Annotated in this window: 14 protein-coding genes, 2 pseudogenes and 1 riboswitch; of the genes and pseudogenes, 12 read left to right on the top strand and 4 right to left on the bottom strand. The window is 70.1% G+C overall.

Features of this window, described 5'->3' with window-relative positions:
- From hpnH to ACNFOC_RS15230, 6 genes are all read left to right on the top strand, one after another.
- Positions 1–1,023, top strand: coding sequence for an adenosyl-hopene transferase HpnH (hpnH, locus tag ACNFOC_RS15255; protein ID WP_416959649.1), 1,023 nt, complete (start codon positions 1–3; stop codon positions 1,021–1,023).
- 4 nt (positions 1,024–1,027) lie between these two features.
- Positions 1,028–2,185 carry a flavodoxin-dependent (E)-4-hydroxy-3-methylbut-2-enyl-diphosphate synthase gene (gene ispG / locus ACNFOC_RS15250; RefSeq protein ID WP_416959648.1) on the top strand — a complete coding sequence of 386 codons (1,158 nt, stop codon included), beginning with the start codon at positions 1,028–1,030 and terminating at the stop codon, positions 2,183–2,185.
- Positions 2,186–2,212: 27 nt separating this feature from the next.
- Positions 2,213–4,120, top strand: a complete 1,908-nt coding sequence (dxs, locus tag ACNFOC_RS15245) for a 1-deoxy-D-xylulose-5-phosphate synthase (RefSeq protein WP_416959647.1) — start codon at positions 2,213–2,215, stop codon at positions 4,118–4,120.
- Positions 4,117–5,502: an aspartate aminotransferase family protein gene (locus ACNFOC_RS15240; RefSeq protein WP_416959646.1), complete on the top strand. Its 1,386-nt coding sequence runs from the start codon at positions 4,117–4,119 to the stop codon at positions 5,500–5,502. Before dxs ends, ACNFOC_RS15240 begins: the two co-directional genes overlap by 4 nt.
- Positions 5,503–5,597: 95 nt before the next feature.
- Positions 5,598–6,248 carry a helix-turn-helix domain-containing protein gene (locus ACNFOC_RS15235; RefSeq protein WP_416959645.1) on the top strand — a complete coding sequence of 217 codons (651 nt, stop codon included), beginning with the start codon at positions 5,598–5,600 and terminating at the stop codon, positions 6,246–6,248.
- On the top strand, positions 6,245–6,370 hold the full coding sequence (locus tag ACNFOC_RS15230) for a DUF6126 family protein (RefSeq protein WP_019058824.1): 126 nt from the start codon (positions 6,245–6,247) through the stop codon (positions 6,368–6,370). Before ACNFOC_RS15235 ends, ACNFOC_RS15230 begins: the two co-directional genes overlap by 4 nt.
- A 27-nt stretch (positions 6,371–6,397) precedes the next feature.
- Here ACNFOC_RS15230 and ACNFOC_RS15225 read toward each other — a convergent pair whose 3' ends face one another.
- The gene (locus tag ACNFOC_RS15225; RefSeq protein ID WP_416959644.1) at positions 6,398–7,195 is read right to left on the bottom strand and encodes a tyrosine-protein phosphatase; all 798 of its coding nucleotides are present in this window, start codon (positions 7,193–7,195) and stop codon (positions 6,398–6,400) included.
- Between the two features lie 170 nt (positions 7,196–7,365).
- On the opposite strand from ACNFOC_RS15225, the gene ACNFOC_RS15220 reads away from it, so the two are divergent.
- The 4 genes from ACNFOC_RS15220 (at position 7,366) to ACNFOC_RS15205 (ending at position 12,860) form a co-directional block, all read left to right on the top strand.
- Entirely contained in the window at positions 7,366–9,438 is a 2,073-nt protein-coding gene (locus tag ACNFOC_RS15220) for an alpha-galactosidase (protein ID WP_416959643.1), read from the top strand.
- Between the two features lie 303 nt (positions 9,439–9,741).
- Positions 9,742–9,904: riboswitch (cyclic di-AMP (ydaO/yuaA leader) on the top strand.
- A gap of 4 nt (positions 9,905–9,908) precedes the next feature.
- A complete protein-coding gene (locus tag ACNFOC_RS15215; protein WP_416959642.1) occupies positions 9,909–10,859 on the top strand; it encodes a M23 family metallopeptidase in 951 nt (316 codons plus the stop codon).
- A gap of 241 nt (positions 10,860–11,100) precedes the next feature.
- Positions 11,101–11,886, top strand: coding sequence for an SGNH/GDSL hydrolase family protein (locus ACNFOC_RS15210; protein ID WP_416959668.1), 786 nt, complete (start codon positions 11,101–11,103; stop codon positions 11,884–11,886).
- 374 nt (positions 11,887–12,260) lie between these two features.
- Complete coding sequence (locus ACNFOC_RS15205; protein WP_416959641.1) at positions 12,261–12,860, top strand: SIMPL domain-containing protein; 600 nt, start codon at positions 12,261–12,263, stop codon at positions 12,858–12,860.
- A gap of 36 nt (positions 12,861–12,896) precedes the next feature.
- Here the strand turns inward: ACNFOC_RS15205 and ACNFOC_RS15200 are convergent, their stop codons facing one another.
- Positions 12,897–13,511 (bottom strand): TetR/AcrR family transcriptional regulator, encoded by a 615-nt coding sequence (locus tag ACNFOC_RS15200; protein ID WP_416959640.1) that lies wholly within the window; start codon positions 13,509–13,511, stop codon positions 12,897–12,899.
- A 44-nt stretch (positions 13,512–13,555) separates the two neighbouring features.
- Positions 13,556–14,734, bottom strand: a complete 1,179-nt coding sequence (locus ACNFOC_RS15195; protein ID WP_416959667.1) for a glutamate dehydrogenase — start codon at positions 14,732–14,734, stop codon at positions 13,556–13,558.
- A 297-nt stretch (positions 14,735–15,031) separates the two neighbouring features.
- Between ACNFOC_RS15195 and ACNFOC_RS15190 the strand changes: the two genes are divergently transcribed.
- Positions 15,032–16,234, top strand: a complete 1,203-nt coding sequence (locus ACNFOC_RS15190; protein WP_416959639.1) for an MBL fold metallo-hydrolase — start codon at positions 15,032–15,034, stop codon at positions 16,232–16,234.
- A 68-nt stretch (positions 16,235–16,302) separates the two neighbouring features.
- Here ACNFOC_RS15190 and ACNFOC_RS15185 read toward each other — a convergent pair.
- A pseudogene (locus tag ACNFOC_RS15185) lies at positions 16,303–16,559 on the bottom strand (RidA family protein).
- Between the two features lie 499 nt (positions 16,560–17,058).
- On the opposite strand from ACNFOC_RS15185, the pseudogene ACNFOC_RS15180 reads away from it, so the two are divergent.
- Positions 17,059–18,756: pseudogene (locus ACNFOC_RS15180) on the top strand (sensor histidine kinase); the annotation flags it as partial.
- Positions 18,757–19,543 lie beyond the last annotated feature (787 nt).

Here is a 19,543-nt window from a genome sequence, read left to right as displayed (position 1 = left end):
ATGGCCATGCCGCTGCGCCAGACAATCAAGGTCGCTACATACTTGGCTGAACAGAAGCTCCGCAAGCGGGACAAGTTCCCCCTGATCGTGGAGCTGGAGCCGCTCTTCGCGTGCAATCTGAAGTGCGAGGGCTGCGGCAAGATCCAGCACCCGGCGGGCGTGCTCAAGCAGCGTATGCCGGTGGCGCAGGCCGTCGGGGCGGTGCTCGAATCCGGTGCGCCGATGGTGTCCATCGCGGGCGGCGAGCCCCTGATGCACCCTCAGATCGACGAGATCGTGCGGCAGTTGGTGGCGAAGAAGAAATACGTCTTCCTCTGCACCAACGCCATGCTGCTGCGCAAGAAGCTGGACAAGTTCAAGCCCTCGCCGTACTTCGCCTTCGCGGTGCACATCGACGGGCTGCGCGAGCGGCACGACGAGTCCGTGGCGAAGGAGGGGGTGTTCGACGAGGCCGTGGAGGCGATGAAGGAGGCCAAGAAGCGCGGCTTCCGGGTCACCACCAACTCCACCTTCTTCAACACGGACACCCCGCAGACCATCATCGAGGTGCTCAACTTCCTCAACGACGACATCAAGGTCGACGAGATGATGATCTCGCCCGCCTACGCCTACGAGAAGGCGCCCGACCAGGAGCACTTCCTGGGCGTCGCGCAGACCCACGAGCTGTTCAAGAAGGCCTTCGCGGGCGGCAACCGCAGGAAGTGGAGGCTCAACCACTCCCCGCTCTTCCTGGACTTCCTGGAGGGCAAGGTCGACTTCCCGTGCACGGCCTGGGCGATCCCGAACTACTCGCTCTTCGGCTGGCAGCGCCCCTGCTACCTGATGAGCGACGGGTACGTGCCCACGTACCGGGAGCTGATCGAGGACACCGACTGGGACAAGTACGGCCGCGGCAAGGACCCGCGCTGCGCCAACTGCATGGCGCACTGCGGCTACGAGCCCACCGCCGTCCTCGCCACCATGGGTTCCCTCAAGGAGTCGCTGCGGGCCATGCGCGAGACCGTCGCCGGAAACCGCGACTGACGTCATGACCGCAGTAGCCCTGGGCGTCCCCGAGATGCCGGTCCGGCCGATCGCCGAGCGACGAGTGTCGCGACGCATCGAGGTCGGATCGGTGGCGGTCGGGGGCGGGGCCCCCGTCTCGGTCCAGTCGATGACCACGACCCGTACGTCGGACATCGGCGCCACCCTCCAGCAGATCGCCGAACTCACCGCGTCCGGCTGCCAGATCGTCCGCGTCGCCTGCCCCACGCAGGACGACGCGGACGCGCTGGCCACCATCGCCCGCAAGTCGCAGATCCCGGTGATCGCGGACATCCACTTCCAGCCCAAATACGTGTTCGCCGCAATCGAGGCCGGCTGCGCGGCAGTTCGCGTCAATCCCGGCAACATCAAGCAGTTCGACGACAAGGTCAAGGAGATCGCGCGGGCCGCGAAGGACCACGGCACGCCGATCCGGATCGGGGTCAACGCCGGTTCGCTGGACCGGCGGTTGCTCCAGAAGTACGGCAAGGCGACGCCCGAGGCGCTCGTCGAGTCGGCCCTGTGGGAGGCGTCGCTCTTCGAGGAGCACGGCTTCCACGACATCAAGATCTCCGTGAAGCACAACGACCCCGTGGTGATGGTCAACGCCTACCGGCAGCTCGCCGCGCAGAGCGACTATCCGCTGCACCTCGGGGTCACCGAGGCCGGGCCCGCCTTCCAGGGCACGATCAAGTCGGCGGTCGCCTTCGGGGCGCTGCTCAGCGAGGGCATCGGCGACACGATCAGGGTGTCGCTGTCCGCGCCGCCCGCCGAGGAGGTCAAGGTCGGCATCCAGATCCTGGAGTCGCTGAACCTCAGGCAGCGTCGGCTGGAGATCGTGTCGTGCCCCTCCTGCGGGCGCGCACAGGTGGACGTCTACAAGCTCGCCGACGAGGTCACGGCGGGCCTGGAAGGCATGGAGGTGCCGTTGCGCGTCGCGGTCATGGGCTGCGTCGTCAACGGTCCCGGTGAGGCGCGGGAGGCGGACCTCGGGGTCGCCTCCGGCAACGGCAAGGGTCAGATCTTCGTGAAGGGCGAGGTCATCAAGACCGTCCCCGAGTCGAAGATCGTGGAGACCCTCATCGAGGAGGCGATGAAGATCGCCGAACAGATGGAGCAGGACGGCGTCGCGGCGGGGGAGCCGGCCGTCACCGTGAGCTGAAACAGCACGGACCGAAGGGGGCCCGACGTGACGATCCTGGAGAGCATCCGGCAACCACGCGACCTTAAGTCGCTGTCCGAGGCGGAACTCGGCGAACTGTCCGAAGAGATAAGGGAGTTCCTGGTCCATGCGGTGGCCAGGACCGGCGGACACCTCGGGCCCAACCTGGGTGTGGTGGAACTGACCATCGCGCTGCACCGGGTCTTCGAGTCCCCGACCGACCGCATCCTTTGGGACACCGGCCACCAGAGCTATGTGCACAAGATCCTGACGGGCCGTCAGGATTTCTCGAAGCTGCGCGGCAAGGGCGGCCTGTCCGGCTACCCCTCGCGCGAGGAGTCCGAGCACGACGTCATCGAGAACAGCCACGCCTCCACCGCGCTCGGCTGGGCCGACGGCCTCGCCAAGGCCCGGCAGGTGCAGGGGGAGAAGGGTCATGTCGTCGCGGTCATCGGCGACGGCGCGCTCACCGGCGGCATGGCCTGGGAGGCGCTGAACAACATCGCGGCCGCCAAGGACCGCCCGCTGATCATCGTCGTCAACGACAACGAACGCTCCTACTCGCCCACCATCGGCGGCCTCGCCAACCACCTGGCGGCCCTGCGCACGACCGACAGCTACGAGAAGGTCCTCGCCTGGGGCAAGGACGTCCTGCTGCGCACCCCGGTAGTCGGCAACACGCTCTACGAGTCGTTGCACGGGGCGAAGAAGGGCTTCAAGGACGCGTTCGCCCCGCAGGGCATGTTCGAGGACCTGGGCCTCAAGTACGTCGGCCCGATCGACGGACACGACATCGGCGCCGTCGAGTCCGCGCTGCGCCGCGCGAAACGCTTCCACGGCCCGGTCCTGGTCCACTGCCTCACGGAGAAGGGCCGCGGCTACGAACCCGCCCTCGCCCACGAGGAGGACCACTTCCACACCGTCGGCGTGATGGACCCGCTCACCTGCGCACCCCTCGTACCCTCCAACGGCCCTTCCTGGACCAGTGTGTTCGGCGACGAGATCCTGCGCATCGGGGAGGAACGCGACGACGTCGTGGCCATCACGGCGGCCATGCTGCACCCGGTCGGCCTCGGCAAGTTCGCCGCGAAGTTCCCGGACCGGGTGTGGGACGTGGGCATCGCCGAGCAGCACGCGGCCGTGTCGGCGGCGGGTCTGGCGACCGGCGGTCTGCATCCCGTCGTCGCCGTCTACGCCACATTCCTCAACCGTGCCTTCGACCAACTCCTGATGGACGTGGCGTTGCACCGCTGCGGGGTGACGTTCGTCCTGGACCGCGCTGGGGTGACCGGAGTTGACGGAGCGTCACACAACGGCATGTGGGACATGTCCATCCTCCAGGTCGTGCCGGGTCTTCGCATCGCCGCTCCGCGTGACGCCGACCAACTCCGGGCGCAGCTACGGGAAGCGGTCGCCGTCGACGACGCGCCGACCCTCGTCCGCTTCCCGAAGGAGTCGGTCGGACCGGAGATCCCCGCGATCGACCGCGTGGGCGGCCTCGACGTCCTGCACCGCGGTGCGGAGACCCCCGAGGTGCTGCTCGTCGCCGTGGGCGTCATGGCGCCCGTCTGCCTCCAGGCCGCCGAGCTCCTCGAAGCGCGCGGCATCAACTGCACGGTCGTGGACCCCCGTTGGGTCAAACCCGTTGACCCGGCGCTGCCCGGCCTCGCCGCCGAACACCGCCTCGTGGCCGTCGTCGAGGACAACAGCCGTGCCTCGGGTGTCGGCGCCGCCGTGGCGCTGGCCCTGGGTGACGCCGAAGTCGACGTCCCCGTAAGGCGGTTCGGCATCCCGGAGCAGTTCCTCGCGCACGCCAAACGCGGAGAAGTGCTCGCCGACATCGGCCTCACACCCGTCGAGGTCGCCGGACGGATCAGCGCAAGCCTGGCGGTCAAGGACGCGAACGCCGGCACAGCCAAGGAGAAACCCGAATGACCAAGGAGTTCGACCTCACCGCGCTCTTGGCCGAGCGCGGAGCCGAGCGCTACGAGCTGCACGCCAAGTACCTGAACCACCAGCTCCCGCGCATGCTGCACACCATCGGCTTCGACAAGGTCTACGAGCGGGGCGAGGGCGCCTACTTCTGGGACGCGGACGGCAACGACTACCTGGACATGCTCGCCGGGTTCGGGGTGATGGGCCTGGGCCGTCACCACCCCGTCGTCCGCAAGGCACTGCACGACGTCCTCGACGCCCAGCTCGCCGACCTCACCCGCTTCGACTGCCAGCCGCTGCCCGGCCTCCTCGCCGAGCAACTCCTCACCCACAGCCCGCACTTGGACCGGGTGTTCTTCGGCAACAGCGGTACCGAGGCGGTCGAGACCGCGCTCAAGTTCGCCCGCTACGCCACCGGGAAGCCACGCGTCCTGTACTGCGACCACGCCTTCCACGGCCTGACCACCGGCTCGCTCTCGGTCAACGGCGAGGACGGCTTCCGGGACGGCTTCGCCCCGCTGCTGCCGGACACGGCCGTACCGCTTGGTGATCTCGACGCCCTGGCGCGGGAGTTGAAGAAGGGCGACGTCGCCGCCCTCGTCGTCGAACCGATCCAGGGCAAGGGCGTCCATGAGGCCCCGCCCGGCTATCTGCGCGCCGCGCAGGAACTCCTGCACCGGCACAAGGCGTTGCTCATCGCCGACGAGGTGCAGACCGGTCTCGGCCGCACCGGCGACTTCTACGCCTACCAGCACGAGGAGGGCGTGGAACCGGACCTGGTGTGCGTGGCCAAGGCGCTGTCCGGCGGTTATGTGCCGGTCAGCGCGACCCTCGGCAAGGACTGGATCTTCAAGAAGGTCTACTCGTCCATGGACCGGGTGCTGGTCCACTCGGCGAGCTTCGGGTCCAACGCGCAGGCCATGGCGGCCGGGCTCGCCGTGCTCTCGGTCATGGAGAACGAGCAGATCGTCGCCAACGCCCGTGCCACCGGGGACCAGTTGAGGACCCGGCTCGCCGCGCTGGTCGACAAGTACGAGCTGCTCGCCGACGTGCGCGGCCGGGGCCTGATGATCGGCATCGAGTTCGGCAGGCCCAAGTCGCTGAAGCTGCGCAGCCGTTGGACCATGCTCCAGGCCGCGCGCAAGGGCCTGTTCGCGCAGATGGTGGTCGTACCGCTGCTCCAGCGGCACCGGATCCTCACCCAGGTCTCCGGCGACCATCTGGAGGTCATCAAGCTGATCCCGCCGCTGACCGTCGGCGAGCGTGAGGTGGACCGGTTCGTTGACGCCTTCACGGCCGTGATGGACGACGCGCACAGCGGCGGCGGGCTGATGTGGGACTTCAGCAAGACGCTCGTGAAGCAGGCGGTGGCCAACCGGTAGGGGCCAACCAGTAGAGGGTTTCCGCCGGGGTCGTGGGCTTTTGCCTCTGTGGCAAGAAATTTGCCGCAGAGGCAAGCCTGCGGCTCAATGGAGGCATGAGCTCTTCCGAGACCGACCCGGAATCGCCGACCGGGCCAGAATCGCAGATCGGACCTGCCGACGACCTGCCGGCCACCGTCGCACCACAGCTCCGCGCCCTGCGCCGCCGCGCCTCCCTCACTCTGGAGGTCGCCGCCCGCTCGGCCGGACTCTCGCCCGCCCATCTCTCCCGTCTGGAGACCGGGCTGCGCCAGCCCTCGCTGCCGATGCTGCTCGCGCTGGCCCGCATCTACGGTACGACAGTCTCGGATCTGCTCGGCGAGACGGCCACCGACCGGGACGCCGTCGTGCGCGCCGCCGAGATGGAACCGACCCACGCGGGCGGCTGGACGTACTGGCAGGCCGGGGCGCCCGGCCGCGGCATGCAGTCGCTGCGCGTACGCATCCCGCACGGCTCCCAGGGCGACATCGTGCGCGTGCACCCCGGCGAGGAGTGGCTGCACGTCCTCAAGGGCCGGCTGCGCCTGCGCCTCGGGGACACCGCGCACCTCCTCGCGCCGGGTGACAGCGCGCACTTCGACTCGCTCACCCCGCACCGCCTCGCCGCCGCCGACGAGTCCGGTGTCGAGGTCCTGTTCGTCCACACCCTGCTGCAGAGCCCCACGGCCACCCTGTGCCTGGGCCCGATCACCGGAGAGACGCCATGAGCGGCAACAACATCGAGGACAAGTTCCCGCGCGCCCTGTGGGTACGGCTCATCATCTACATCGCCGTCGGCCACGTTTTCGCGGCCTTCATCTACCTGCTGTTCTCCGTGGGCGCCAAGTAGCCCGCCGCAGCGGCCAGTTCAGTCGATTCAGTCGAGCAGGCGCTCGCGCAGCAGCTCCCGGGTCTCCGGGGTGATCCCCAACCCCTGCTCCAGATAGGCGTCCACACCGCCCCAGGTCTCCTCGACGGTCTCGAAGGCCGCCGTCAGATACTCGGCGCGGGCGTCGAAGAGGGGGCTGAGGAGCTCCATCACCTCGGGGGAGTAGGCCGAGGCGGCGGAGCCGCTGCGACGCACCTTGTAGCGGCGGTGCTTCGCGTTCGACTCCAGGTAGTCGGCCACGATCGCCTCGCGCTCCACGCCCACGGCGAGCAGCGTCACGGCTATCGACAGGCCCGCGCGGTCCTTGCCCGCCGCGCAGTGCATCAGCGCGGGAACACTGTCCTGAGCGAGCGCGTGCAGAACCTGGGAGTGCTCGGCGGTGCGCTCCGTGACGATCGTGCGGTACGAGGCGATCATCCGGTTCGCGCCCTTGTCGCCGCCGAGAATCTCACGCAGCTGGTCCATCTCGCCGTCGCGGACCATTTTCCAGAACTCGGAGCCGTCCGCCGGGTCGGACAGCGGCAGATTCACATTGCGCACGCCGGGCAGCTCGACGTCGGGACCCTCCAGCTTCTGGTCCGACGCGTTGCGGAAGTCGAAGATCGTGTGCAGCCCGAGGGAGGCGAGGAACACCGCGTCCTCGTCCGTCGCGTGCGCGAGGTGGCCGCTGCGGAACAGCACCCCGTGCCGCACCCGCCGTCCGTCCGCCGTCGGAAGTCCGCCCACGTCCCGGAAATTGCGCACTCCGGACAACTCCGGCTCGGTCGACGGAATCTGCTGCGTCACGAGGACTCCTCCCACTCGGCCCGACGACGCGGCTCACCGGCGGGCACGTTCACGACGATACGACATGGGTTCGGGAGGCAATGAGTTGTCCACAGGCGTTGCCTCACAGGCCCCCGGCCATTGATGATGTTGGCGCTTGAGCGGACTTGTTCGAATCTGTGAGGAACCTGATGCTGGAGATCGCCGAGAACGGCCGTACGTGGGTGCTGTCGGGCCCCACGAGCAGCTACGCCGTCCATCTCACCGAGGACGACGAGCTGCTCCACCTGCACTGGGGCCCCGCGATCGGACTCGCCGACGCCGAGGAACTCGCCGCCCGCCCGCTGCCCGTCGGCTCCTCCTTCGAGTCCCCGCTCGACGGCCGCGAGGAGTACCCCGTAGAGGGCGGCCCCCGCTTCGCACGCCCCGCCCTGTCCGTGCGCACGCCAGAGCGCCGCGGCACGGAATGGACCTTCGAGCGGTACGACACCGAGGGCGACGAACTGCGGCTGCGCTTCCGGGACACCGGCCTTGCGATCACGCTGCACTACCGGACGCGTGGCGACGTCGTAGAGCGCTGGACGACGCTGGACAACGACGGGGCCGAGGCGCTGGAGCTGCTGCGCGCCGACTCCGCCGTGTGGACGCTGCCCGAGCGTGAGGGGTGGCAGCTGTCGCAGTTGCACGGGCGGTGGGCCGCCGAGTCGCGGCTGGTGCGTTCCGACCTCACCTACGGTGAGAAGGTCATCGGCAGTCGGCGCGGCCACACCGGGCACCAGCACCTGCCCTGGGTCGCCCTCGACACCGACGCGACCGAGGAGCGCGGCGAGGTCTACGGCTGTGCACTCGGCTGGTCGGGGTCCTGGCGGATCGCCGTGGCCCAACTCCCGGACGCGCGCGTGCAGATCACCGGCGGCGCCGGGTACGACGACTCCGGGCTGCTGCTCCTGGCGCCGGGGGAGTCCTTCACGACCCCCGTCTTCGCCGGACTGTGGAGCGACGCCGGGTTCGGCGGCGCCAGCCGCACCTGGCACGCCTACCAGCGGACGTATGTCATCCCGGACGCGGACCAGGACCGGCCGGTGCTCTACAACTCCTGGGAGGCCACGCAGTTCGACATCTCCGAGGAGCAGCAGGAGACGCTCGCGCGGCGCGCGGCGGCTGTCGGGGTCGAGCTGTTCGTGGTCGACGACGGCTGGTTCGGGAAGCGCACCAGCGACCGTGCCGGGCTCGGTGACTGGACCCCCAACCCGGACCGCTTCCCCGCCGGCCTCAAGCCCCTCGCCGACCGTGTCCACGCGCTGGGCATGCAGTTCGGCATCTGGGTCGAGCCCGAGATGGTCAACGCGGACAGCGACCTGTACCGCGCGCACCCCGACTGGGTGCAGTACCAAGAGGGGCGAAAGCGGACGGAGTTCCGCAATCAGCTCGTCCTCAACCTGGCCCGCGAGGACGTCCAGGAGTACCTCTGGGAGCAGCTCGACGGGCTGCTCTCCAGTGCGCCGATCGACTACGTGAAGTGGGACTTCAACCGCTGCTTCACGGATGCCGGGTGGCCCGGTGACGCCTATCCGCAGCGCCTCTGGGTCGACCACGTGCGCGCCCTGTATGCCCTGTTCGACCGGTTGCGGGCTGCCCACCCGGGAGTTGCCTTCGAGTCGTGCTCGGGCGGCGGCGGCCGGATCGACCTCGGCATCATGAGCCGCACGGACCAGGTGTGGACCTCGGACAACACCGACCCGCTCGACCGGCTCGCCATCCAGCACGGCTTCAGCCAGATCCACCCCGCGCGCGTGATGGCCGCCTGGGTCACCGACAGCCCGAACACCCAGCTCAACGACCGGGTCAGCAGCCTGCGTTTCCGGTTCGTGAGCGCCATGGCCGGAGTGCTCGGGGTGGGCGGCGACCTCTCGGAGTGGACCGAGGAGGAACTTGCCGAGGCCCGCCGGTGGGTGGACCTCTACAAGGAGATCCGGCCGCTCGTCCAGCACGGCGACCTCCACCGGCTGCGCCCGCCGCGCGGCGGACTGAGTGCCGTGCAGTACGTGCGCGGCGATGAGACCGTCGTCCTCGCCCTGCTCCAGGCGCAGCACTACGGCGAGCCGCTGCCGGCGCTCCGGCTGCGCGGGCTCGACCCGACGGCATCGTACGAATGCCTCGAAACGGGCGAAGTGCACCGGGGTGCCGTCCTGTTGCACCACGGGCTGCGGACCGGGCTGCGCGGTGACCTTGATGCGACGGTTCTCCGCCTCCGTCGCATCTGATCCCTCTGTCCCAATTGCTGCCTTCGTTCCAACTCGCTCTGGAATAAAGGAACCTGAGAGTTGCGTACGTGAGCAGCGTCATATTCGTGACCGTGCGTCGTTCGTCATGTTCACGTAATTGGCGTGCTTTTGCAGGGGAATTGAGGGGTTGAGTCCCGGGGGAATTCACGGAGGGTGACTGTGAATTCCCACAGGGACTCGCAAGGAACGCAAATCCGTGGAACCTCCTGCTTGTCCCTTTGCGTCTTCCTCGCTTACGTTCGCCACCAATCCGGACGGACGCCCAATCCTGCCGCCGACCGGACTCCGCACACACCCACCCGTATGCGGCAGGAGCGGGGGACCCGCAGGTAAGACGCCTGTTCCGGTCTCCGGAACGGGCTTGGGGTTTAGTCGCGACCAGCGCGCGGCCGGGCATCTCCAGCCCGCACCCGACAGCTCACCTCGCAGGCGCCGGAGAGGAATTCGTCATGCCCGCGAAGGGTAAGCACCGCCGCCCGAAGTCCCAGCGTTTCTCTCGCTCGATGGCCGTAGCCGGAACCGGCGGCGCCGCGCTCGCTCTTCCGCTCATGGGGGCCACCGGCGCCCATGCCGCGACCACGACTTCCGCTCCGGAAAAGGCAGTTCAGTCCGTTCCGGCGACCGAGAAGACGGTCACGGAGCAGGCTGCCGCGAAGACCGTCTCGAAGTCCTCGGGCGTCAAGACGTATTCGGTGAAGGCCGGCGACTGGCTCGCGAAGATCGCCGAGGAGCAGGACGTCACCGGCGGCTGGAAGAAGATCTACCAGGACAACCGCGAGGTCATCGGCGGCGACCCGTCGCTGATCCACCCGGGCCTGAAGCTCTCCCTCGGCGAGAAGGCCTCCACGGGCGGGACGAGCGGGACGGACACGACCAAGTCGTCCAACTCCTCCAAGTCGACCGGCTCTTCGTCTTCTTCGTCCTCGTCGTCCTCTTCCTCCTCGAAGAGCACTTCGGCTTCGCAGAGCGACGACAGCACGAGCACCTCCACCGGCTACACCCTCCCCGTGACCGGCGCCACCATCGGCACCGGCTACCACGTCGCGGGCAGCATGTGGTCCAGCGGCTACCACACCGGCGTCGACTTCGTCGTCCCGACCGGCACCACCATCAAGGCGGTCGCGGCGGGCACGGTCGTCTCCGCGTCCTACGACGGCGCGTACGGCAACGAGGTCGTCATCCGGCACGCGGACGGCGAGTACTCGCAGTACGCCCACATGTCGCAGCTGTCCGTCTCGGCCGGCCAGACCGTGACCGAGGGCCAGCAGATAGGCCTCTCCGGCGCGACCGGCAACGTGACCGGCCCGCACCTGCACTTCGAGATCCGGACCACGCCGTACTACGGCTCGGACGTGGACCCGGTCGCCTACCTCCGCTCGCACGGCGTCACCGTCGGCTGACACCAGGCCCCGACACCTGCCACACACCATCGAAGGCCGGACCCAGATCCTTGGGTCCGGCCTTCGGGCACAGCAGTTCCGGGGTCAACGCCCCTGATCAGAGACTTATTCCGACTTTGGACAACCCTTTACGAGTGGCTTATCTCACCGTCCGTCAACCCCTAATTACGATCGCGTAGGTCACACCCCAGGGTGAATTATGGTTGCCGTGGCTAACGATTCGAAGAGTGACAACAGATCAGTGATCGGGTCGTACGTGGCGGTGGGGGACAGCTTCACCGAGGGCGTCGGCGACCCAGGGCCCGACGGGGCGATGGTCGGCTGGGCCGACCGGTTCGCGGTACTGCTCGCGGACCGGCGGCCCGAGGGCGACTTCGAGTACGCCAACCTCGCGGTGCGCGGCAAGCTGCTCGACCAGATCGTGGCCGACCAGCTCACCCGGGCCAAGGAGATCGGCCCGGACCTGGTCTCCTTCTGCGCCGGCGGCAACGACATCATCCGTCCCGGTACCGACCCCGACGAGGTCGCCGAGCGCTTCGAACGCGCGGTCGCCGACCTCACCGGAGCCGTCGGCACCGTCATGGTGACGACCGGCTTCGACACCCGCGGCGTCCCCGTGCTCAAGCATCTGCGCGGCAAGATCGCCACCTACAACGGACATGTGCGGGCCATCGCCGACCGCTATGGCTGCCCGGTGCTCGACCTGTGGTCCCTGAAGACGGTTCAGGACCGGCGGGCCTGGGACGGCGACCGGCTCCACCTCTCTCCCGAGGGGCACACGCGCGTGGCGCTCCGCGCCGGTCAGGTCCTCGGTGTCGAGGTTCCGGCCGACCCGGACCAGCCCTGGCCGCCGCTGCCGCCGCGCGGCCCGCTCGACATCCGGCGCGACGACGTGCACTGGGCGCGCGAGTACCTGGTGCCGTGGATCGGACGCCGGCTCCGGGGCGAGTCCTCGGGAGACCACGTCGAGGCGAAGGGCGCGCTGTCTCCGGACGACATCAAGATGCGGATCGAGCGGGTGGCCTGAAGGGGTGAGCGGGTTACCGGGTCACAGGGTGGCGGGTGCGGTCGCCGCGCCAGGGGTGCTACGTCGTCGTACGTCCCGGTGCGGTCGGTCCGCCCTGCTCCACCGGTGAGGTGACCGCGCGGGAGTGGTGTACGGCGGTGGACGGACCGGGGTGCTGACATGACCCCGAACCTTCCCCGGCTGCCGGAAGGGTCCCGCCCGCATGCCCGCACCCACCCGTAGACCCGATCGATCCGCACGCGCACGCGTGGCCGTGCCGTTGCCCGCGCCGTCGCCGCGCTCGCCGTCGCCCTCCTCGCCGTAGGCCTCCCCGCGCTCGCCGCGTCCCCGGCGACCGCGGCGCGCCCAGCCCCGCCACGGTCACCGTCACCGGCGTGGGCAGTGCGACGGCCCGGCCCGACCTCGCGGTGATCGGCGCCGGGGTCGAGACCTTCGCCAAGACCCCGCAGGCGGCGCTGGATGCCCAGAACAAGGCGACGGACGTGCTGCTCACCGCCGTACGCCGACACGGGGTCGCGGAGCGCGACATCCGCACCGAGAGCCTGTCGCTGAGTCCCGTCACCGAGTACCAGAACGGGGTCTCGCACCTGGCCGGCTACCAGGCCGCGCAGTCCTTCTCCGTGAAGGTCCGCGACCTCGCCGCCACGGGGCGGATCCTCCAGGCGATCACCGACGCGACGGGTGCGGCGGGCCGTATCAACTCCGTTGCCTTCGACGTCACCGAACCGGCCCCGTCGCATCGCGACGCACGCGCCGCCGCGCACGAGGACGCTCACTCGAAGGCCCTCCAGTACGCGCACCTCAGCGGACACCGGCTCGGCCGGCTGGTCTCGCTCACCGATGACACGGCCGACGTGTCGCGGCCTGTCCCGGTGGCCGCGGACCTGCCCGCGGGGGTCGCGTCGGGTGTGCCCGTCGCGCCGGGTGGGATCCGCGCCACGGTCACGGTCACCGCGGTCTACGAACTGAACTGAGTGTCGAACTGAACTGAGTGTCTACGGGGGGACGGTTCAGGGGGCGGTCAACGCGGCCCGGTCGAGACCCAGTTCGCGGGCGAGCGCCTCGTCGACCCACTCCAGGGCCCGCGCCCGCGACACCGCGCCCGCGTACGCCGTCATCTGTACGGCGAGGCCGTCCAGGAGGGCCGTGAGGCGCAGGGCCGTGGTGGCCGGGTCCGGGCAGTGGAACTCGCCCGCGGTCACTCCCTCGGCGACGACCTCCGCGAGTGCCTGCTTCCACTGCCGGTCGAGATCGCGCGTGACGTCCAGGAGGGCGGGTTCGCGCAGCGCCGCGGCCCAGCCCTCGATCCACAGCCGCCAGCCCTTGGCCTGCCCGGTCGGCGCGTACCAGCGCACCGCGGCCCGCAGCCTGCGTAGTGCGGTCGTACGGCGGCCGAGCAGCTTGCGCAGATGCGCGAGATCGTCCTCGGCGGCGAAGGTGAACGCGGCGGCAACCAGCTTCTCCTTGGTCGAGAAGTAATAGAGCACCAGCGCGTTGCTCACCCCGAGCGCCGAGGCGACGTCGGCGATCCTGACCGCCGCCACGCCCCGCGCCTCGATCTGCTCGACGGCGGCCCGCAGCAACTCCGTCCGCCGCTCCGCCACGCTCAACCGCACTCTCGCCACGCGGTCACCCTAATCCGTTGCCCATAGGGGTGCCGTCCCGTACGTCACCGGTACCAGCCGAACCGTTCCGCGATGACCGGCAGCCGGTCCGCGACGATCGCGTGCGCGGCGGCGCGCGGTGTCGTGCCGTCGGCCTCCGCGCGGGCCAGCATCCGGTCGATCAGGGCACGCATCGAACGCCGGGTGTGCGCGAACGCCTCGTCCGCGTCGGCGCCGATGTCGCCGAACAGGGTCCACCACCACCAGGCGTTCGTCCCGGAGTTCACGACCACGTCCGGCAGCACGGTGACCCCGCGCGCGGAGAGCAGTTCCTCCGCCTCGGGCAGTACGGGCATGTTGGCCGCCTCGACGATCCAGCGGGCGGTGATCCCCTGCTGGTTCGCGGTGTCGATCGCGTACGACACCGCCGCCGGAACCAGCACCTCCGCCTCGATGGACAGCCAGTCCTCGCCGGGCAGTTCACGGTCGTCGGGGCGCAGCGCGGAACGGTCCACGGTGCCGTAGGTGTCCCGGGCCGCGAGCAGCGCGTCCACGTCGAGTCCGGCCGGGTTCGCGATTGTGCCCTTGATGTCGGCGACGGCGACGATCGTCAGCCCCGCGCGCGTGAGGAACCGTGCCGTGGCCCCGCCCATCGTGCCCAGGCCCTGCACGGCGACCCGTGTCCCCGCGTACGGCACGCCCGCCCGGTCCAGCGCCGCGAGCACCGACTCGGCGACCCCGCAGCCGCCGACCAACTCGTCCAGACCGATGCCGTCCACCTCGACCGCGAAGGCGTCCGCCAGCCGCCGCCGCGCCTCCGTCTCGTCGTCGAGCAGCGGATACACGGCCTGGATCGACGACACGAGCCCCGCCTCCGTAGCGGCCCGGTCGACCAGGTCCTGGGTGAGCCCGAGGTCCTCACCCGTCGTCCAGAAGCTCTCGATGTACGGGCGCATGGCGCGCAGATAGCGCACGAGGAGGCCGTACGACACCGGGTCCTGGGGGTCGCAGTCGATGCCGCCCTTGGCGCCGCCCAGGGGGACGTAACGGCCCTCCGGGTCGTAGTGCAGCGCCTCTTTCATGGTCATGCCCCGGGCGAGCCCGGCCACCTCGTCGAGCGTGCAGCCCGGCCGCATCCGCAGTCCGCCGCTGGACACGCCGCGCACCAGCCGGTCGACGACCAGGAAGCCCTGGCGGCCGGTGACGTGGTCGGTCCAGGTGAGCGACATCAAGGGGGCGGTCATGGGGCTCCTCGGGGCGCCGGCCGACAGGGCGGGTACGGGCGGGTCGAGTACGGAAGTCCGTACCGGACGGCAGGTGATGAACGGCATGCGATGAACGGTAGATACTGAACGGCGAGTCAGTATCGGAAGTGGCGCCGCGTCCTGTCAACGGAACGTCGAATTCCGTGCCGCGGTGTCAACCTCCGGCGCGGAACTTTGGTCTTTCCTTGGAAACCGGCCCCGGTGACGCCGATGCATCGGCGTTGTCACAGGGGTCGACCATAATGGAAAGCCTGAACGACCCGACCTGGAGGCATCGTGACCGGATTCCGTACGCTGAGCTCCGGGCTCCGCGCGCTGCAGCCCGCTGCCTTCGGCGCGGACCCGAGCGGCGAGCGCCTGGCGCGCATCCGTAGATCGCCCCACTTCAAGGACGGGGTCTTCCAGAACCCCGGGGGCAATACGAACGTCCGCCCGTCCGGCGGCACGATGCGCGAGATGGGGAAGTCCTACCTCGACAAGGAGCAGCGCGCCCGCCGCGCCCCCGACGGCACGCTGCCGGTGCACGCCACCACCCTCGCCGACCTGGCCAGGCCCGCCGCGACCGGGCTGCGGCTGACCTGGATGGGGCACTCCAGCGTGCTGGCGGAGATCGACGGCCACCGGGTCCTCTTCGACCCGGTCTGGGGCGAGCGCTGCTCCCCGTTCCCGTTCGCCGGACCCAAGCGGCTGCACCCGGTGCCCCTGCCGATCGCCGCGCTCGGCCCGGTCGACGTCGTGGTCATCTCGCACGACCACTACGACCACCTGGACATGCCCACGATCAAGGCGCTGGCCGACACGGACACCCTGTTCGCCGTGCCGCTGGGCGTCGGCGCCCACCTGGAGCACTGGGGCGTGTCGCCCGACCGGCTGCGCGAGCTGGACTGGCACGAGGAGACCAAGGTCGGCGGCCTCACCCTGACCGCCACCCCGGCCCGCCACTTCTGCGGCCGCGGTCTGCGCAACACCCAGCACACGCTCTGGGCCTCCTGGGTGGTCGCCGGAGACGAGCACCGGATCTACCACAGCGGCGACACCGGCTACTTCGAGGGCTTCAAGGACATCGGTGCCGCGCACGGCCCGTTCGACGCCACGATGATCCAGATCGGTGCGTACAGCGAGTTCTGGCCCGACATCCACATGACGCCCGAGGAGGGCATGCGCGCCCACCTCGACCTCCAGGGCGGGCAGCCGCACGGGGTGCTGCTGCCGATCCACTGGGGCACGTTCAATCTGGCGCTGCACGCGTGGGCCGAGCCCGGCGAGTGGACCGCGGACGAGGGCGAGGCGGTGGGCCAGGCCGTGGCCACACCGAGGCCGGGCGAGCCGTTCGAGCCGGGCGGCGACCTGACGACGGACCCGTGGTGGCGGCCCTTCGGGGGGACGATCGACCACCCCTGGCGGACCCCGAAGCCGGTGGAGACAGAACCGAAGCCGACGACCGCTCCGGCGGAGCTGGACCTCGCGAACGAGCGCTGACAGGGCGGGGCGCGCAAAGTGCGGAGCTCCCGCGGCAGGGTGAAGAGGGCCTGCCCGGTCGGCTCCGCTCAGTCGATGATCGCGGTGGCTTCGCCCTCGACCGGATGGTCCGGCACGTCCAGGGCGGCCACGCCGATCAGACGGTCCCGCATGTCCAGGACCGCCACGCCGATCAGTGTGCCCGGTGCCATCGGCGTGGACGGTCAGTTTCGCCACGTCGTCGAAGGACGCACCGACCGCGGCCGGCGCGGTGCCGACGCTGAGGTAGCTCCCCTCGACCTGGTCGGCGACGAAGACCAGCTTCGATCCGGTCGCCGATCGACACTTGCCGGTACCCCGGGGTCTACGCGCGGACTCGTCGGCGCGGGAGATCCTCTCCGACGTCGCCGACAGACGTGGACACGCTCTGTGATGCTCCGGGGTGTGATCGAGGGCGGTCGATCTACCGGGAAACGCCCCTGCGGCTCGACCCTGGGCGAGGGGCGGGTGAGCGACGGAGGGCAGGGCCGCGTCGACCCCCTCAGTCCCCGACGGCCGTTCGTGACCGCTTCCGATCAGGCATGATCGATTCTTTGTCCTTCTTCGGCATGTGGTCGAGGGGGTTATCGGTCTGTCGTACGAGGCCTCATACCAGAGCGGGACGCTCCCCGGGGGACTTTGTCAACTGCCCACCGCACCTGATGCGTTGACGACTACTGTGAGTGTCCGTCGGGCGACGTGGGGCCGAAATCTTCGGCTCTCTCGACCGGCACCGCGATGGCGTATGCCCGAATCGCGCACCCCGCGCGAACAAACCGGCCCGACGCACCAGTACGAGGACGCCGATGTCTCAACTCCGTGCACCGGCCGCACGCGCAGACCGCCGTGAGGGCGGCCGGCACGGGCGACCGGCCGCCCGCCCCGTGCCCGCACTGCCCGAGACGCACATACGCCCCCAACTCCTGCGCCTCGCCGTGCTGCCGCCCATCGCGGTCGCACTGAGCGCCAGCGCGGCCGTCCTGTTCACCGTCCGCTCCACCGGAGCGCGGACCAGCCTCACCCTCTGGGGCGTCCTCGCCGGAGCCACCTCGGTGACGTTCGCGGGCATCCTGATCGCCGCCGTCGCCGCGGGCCGCGCGGCCGGTTCCGTCAGCGACCGCATCGACGCCCTGCGCCGCAGCAGCGCGCGCGGCGAGGCCGATCTGCGCGACCTGGTCGAGGCGCTGCGCCGCGGCGAGGGCCCGCCCCAGCGCAAGCCGCGCAGCAGGCCCCCGGGGGACGCCGACGACTTCGACCTCCTCGCCGCCGACCTGGCACACGCGCACGACGGCGCCGTCACCGCCGTCGTCGCGGCATCCCAGCTCTCCAGCCAGGCGGGCAGCGAACAGAAGGTCGAGGTCTTCGTCAACCTCGCCCGGCGCCTGCAGTCCCTCGTGCACCGGGAGATCTCCATCCTCGACGAGCTGGAGAACGAGATCGAGGACCCCGACCTGCTCAAGGGCCTCTTCCACGTCGACCACCTCGCCACCCGCATCCGCCGCCACGCCGAGAACCTCGCCGTCCTCGGCGGCGCGGTCTCCCGCAGACAGTGGAGCAACCCGGTCTCCATGACCGAGGTGTTGCGCTCCGCCATCGCCGAGGTCGAGCAGTACTCCCGCGTCAAACTCGTGCCGCCGATCGACGGCACCCTGCGCGGCCACGCCGTCGCCGACGTGATCCACCTGCTGGCCGAACTCGTCGAGAACGCCACGGTGTTCAGCGCCCCGCACACCCAGGTTCTGCTCCGCGTCAACCTCGTGACCTCGGGCCTCGCCGTCGAGGTCGAGGACCGCGGACTCGGCATGCCCGTCGGCGAACAGAGCCGTATGAACGCCCTGCTCACCGACCCCGACCAGGTCAACGTCGCGAGCCTGCTCGCCGACGGCCGCATCGGCCTGTTCGTGGTCTCCCAACTTGCCCGCCGCCACGGCATCCACGTCCGCCTCCAGACCAACATCTACGGCGGGGTGCAGGCCGTGATCGTGGTGCCACAAGCCTTGTTGGGTACGGCGCCGGGCGCACCCGGGGTCGCAGGACAGCCGCAGGACACGTTGGGCGGGGGGCATCCGCTCGCGCCGCCGCAGCACGCTCCGCAGGTCCGGGGGCAGGCGCAGGGTGGGACCGAGGGTGGTCAACTCAGCGTCGGGCAGGGCGAATCGGCGGCGTCCGGTGCTCCTGGCGCGCCGGGTCGGCACCAGCGTGGGTCAGGGACACCCGGGCGGCATCAACGACGGGACTCCGTACCGCCCGGTGCACCGAGGCCGAACGGCGGTGGCCCGGTGCCGCTGCCCGTGCGCGGCGCCCACGTGGAACGGGCCAACCCCTCGGAGGCGGTCCCCGGCATCCGTCCCGACGACCGGGGGACCGTGGCCGAGAACGTGACCGCACCGCCCGTCCCGCGCGGCGGAGCGGTGCGCGGCACCATGGGCAAGCCGCCCCAACTGCCCCGGCGCCGGGCCCAGGAACACATCGCCCCCCAGCTCCGCGACGGCCCCGCTCCCCGCCAGGACTCCGAGCACCCCGCCGGGCACGACCCGGGACTGATGGCCGCCTTCCAGCGGGGGATCGGCCTCGCGGAGGCACAGCAGCACATGGAGGCGGCCGAGGCGGCGGACGGGGCGGTACCGATGGACGGGGCCGAGGTGGTGTCACCGCACATGGAGTCACCGCACATGGAGTCGGCCCACACCGAGTCGGCGCAGGCGGAGATCCTGCCCATGGGCGAGGTCCACACGGGCGGGGCCTACATGAGCACACTCCACACGGAGCCGTCTCTCACGGAACCGTCGCGCAGCGAGCCGTCCCTCACCGAGCCGTCCCACACGGCCCTGTCGTCCATGGAGCCGTCCCACACGGAGTTCCCGCACACGAACGGGGCCGGCACGAACGGGGCCGGGACGAACGGCGTCCACACAGGCGGTCTCTACATGAACGCGCTCCACGCGGACCCGAACGGGCCCGAACCATCCCCGGTGGAGCAACCGCACATGTCGGCGACACACATGGGCTCCGGCTATATGGACACCGCACTCCACCACTACACCGCTCAGCCCACGACACCGGACACCGGGACGGACGCGAGCTCGGGCACGGACACCGGTACGGACCGCTTCACCCTCGCCCCCCACATGGGTGCGGCCCCCATAGCCGAAGCGCACGCGCATGTGCTCGGTCACGACCACGACCTCACCGCCCGGCACGACGGGAGCGACGCGTGCTGTGCGTGCGCGGCTCGGTCCCCTTCCGGACCAGGGTCGCCCCGAGGTTCGACTACGGCGCCTCGCCGCACAC

It is taken from the genome of Streptomyces colwelliae (assembly GCF_048158785.1).
Classification (GTDB): Bacteria; Actinomycetota; Actinomycetes; order Streptomycetales; family Streptomycetaceae; genus Streptomyces.
Note: the sequence above shows the minus strand (reverse complement) of the source record. Positions and strands in the feature narration are given on the sequence as shown.

Coding starts and splice junctions, on each gene's coding strand:
- hpnH (WP_416959649.1), top strand. CDS start 1: ATGGCCATGCCGCTGCGCCAGACAATCAAGGTCGCTACATACTTGGCT.
- ispG (WP_416959648.1), top strand. CDS start 1,028: ATGACCGCAGTAGCCCTGGGCGTCCCCGAGATGCCGGTCCGGCCGATC.
- ACNFOC_RS15240 (WP_416959646.1), top strand. CDS start 4,117: ATGACCAAGGAGTTCGACCTCACCGCGCTCTTGGCCGAGCGCGGAGCC.
- ACNFOC_RS15235 (WP_416959645.1), top strand. CDS start 5,598: ATGAGCTCTTCCGAGACCGACCCGGAATCGCCGACCGGGCCAGAATCG.
- ACNFOC_RS15230 (WP_019058824.1), top strand. CDS start 6,245: ATGAGCGGCAACAACATCGAGGACAAGTTCCCGCGCGCCCTGTGGGTA.
- ACNFOC_RS15220 (WP_416959643.1), top strand. CDS start 7,366: ATGCTGGAGATCGCCGAGAACGGCCGTACGTGGGTGCTGTCGGGCCCC.
- ACNFOC_RS15215 (WP_416959642.1), top strand. CDS start 9,909: ATGCCCGCGAAGGGTAAGCACCGCCGCCCGAAGTCCCAGCGTTTCTCT.
- ACNFOC_RS15195 (WP_416959667.1), bottom strand. CDS start 14,734: ATGACCGCCCCCTTGATGTCGCTCACCTGGACCGACCACGTCACCGGC.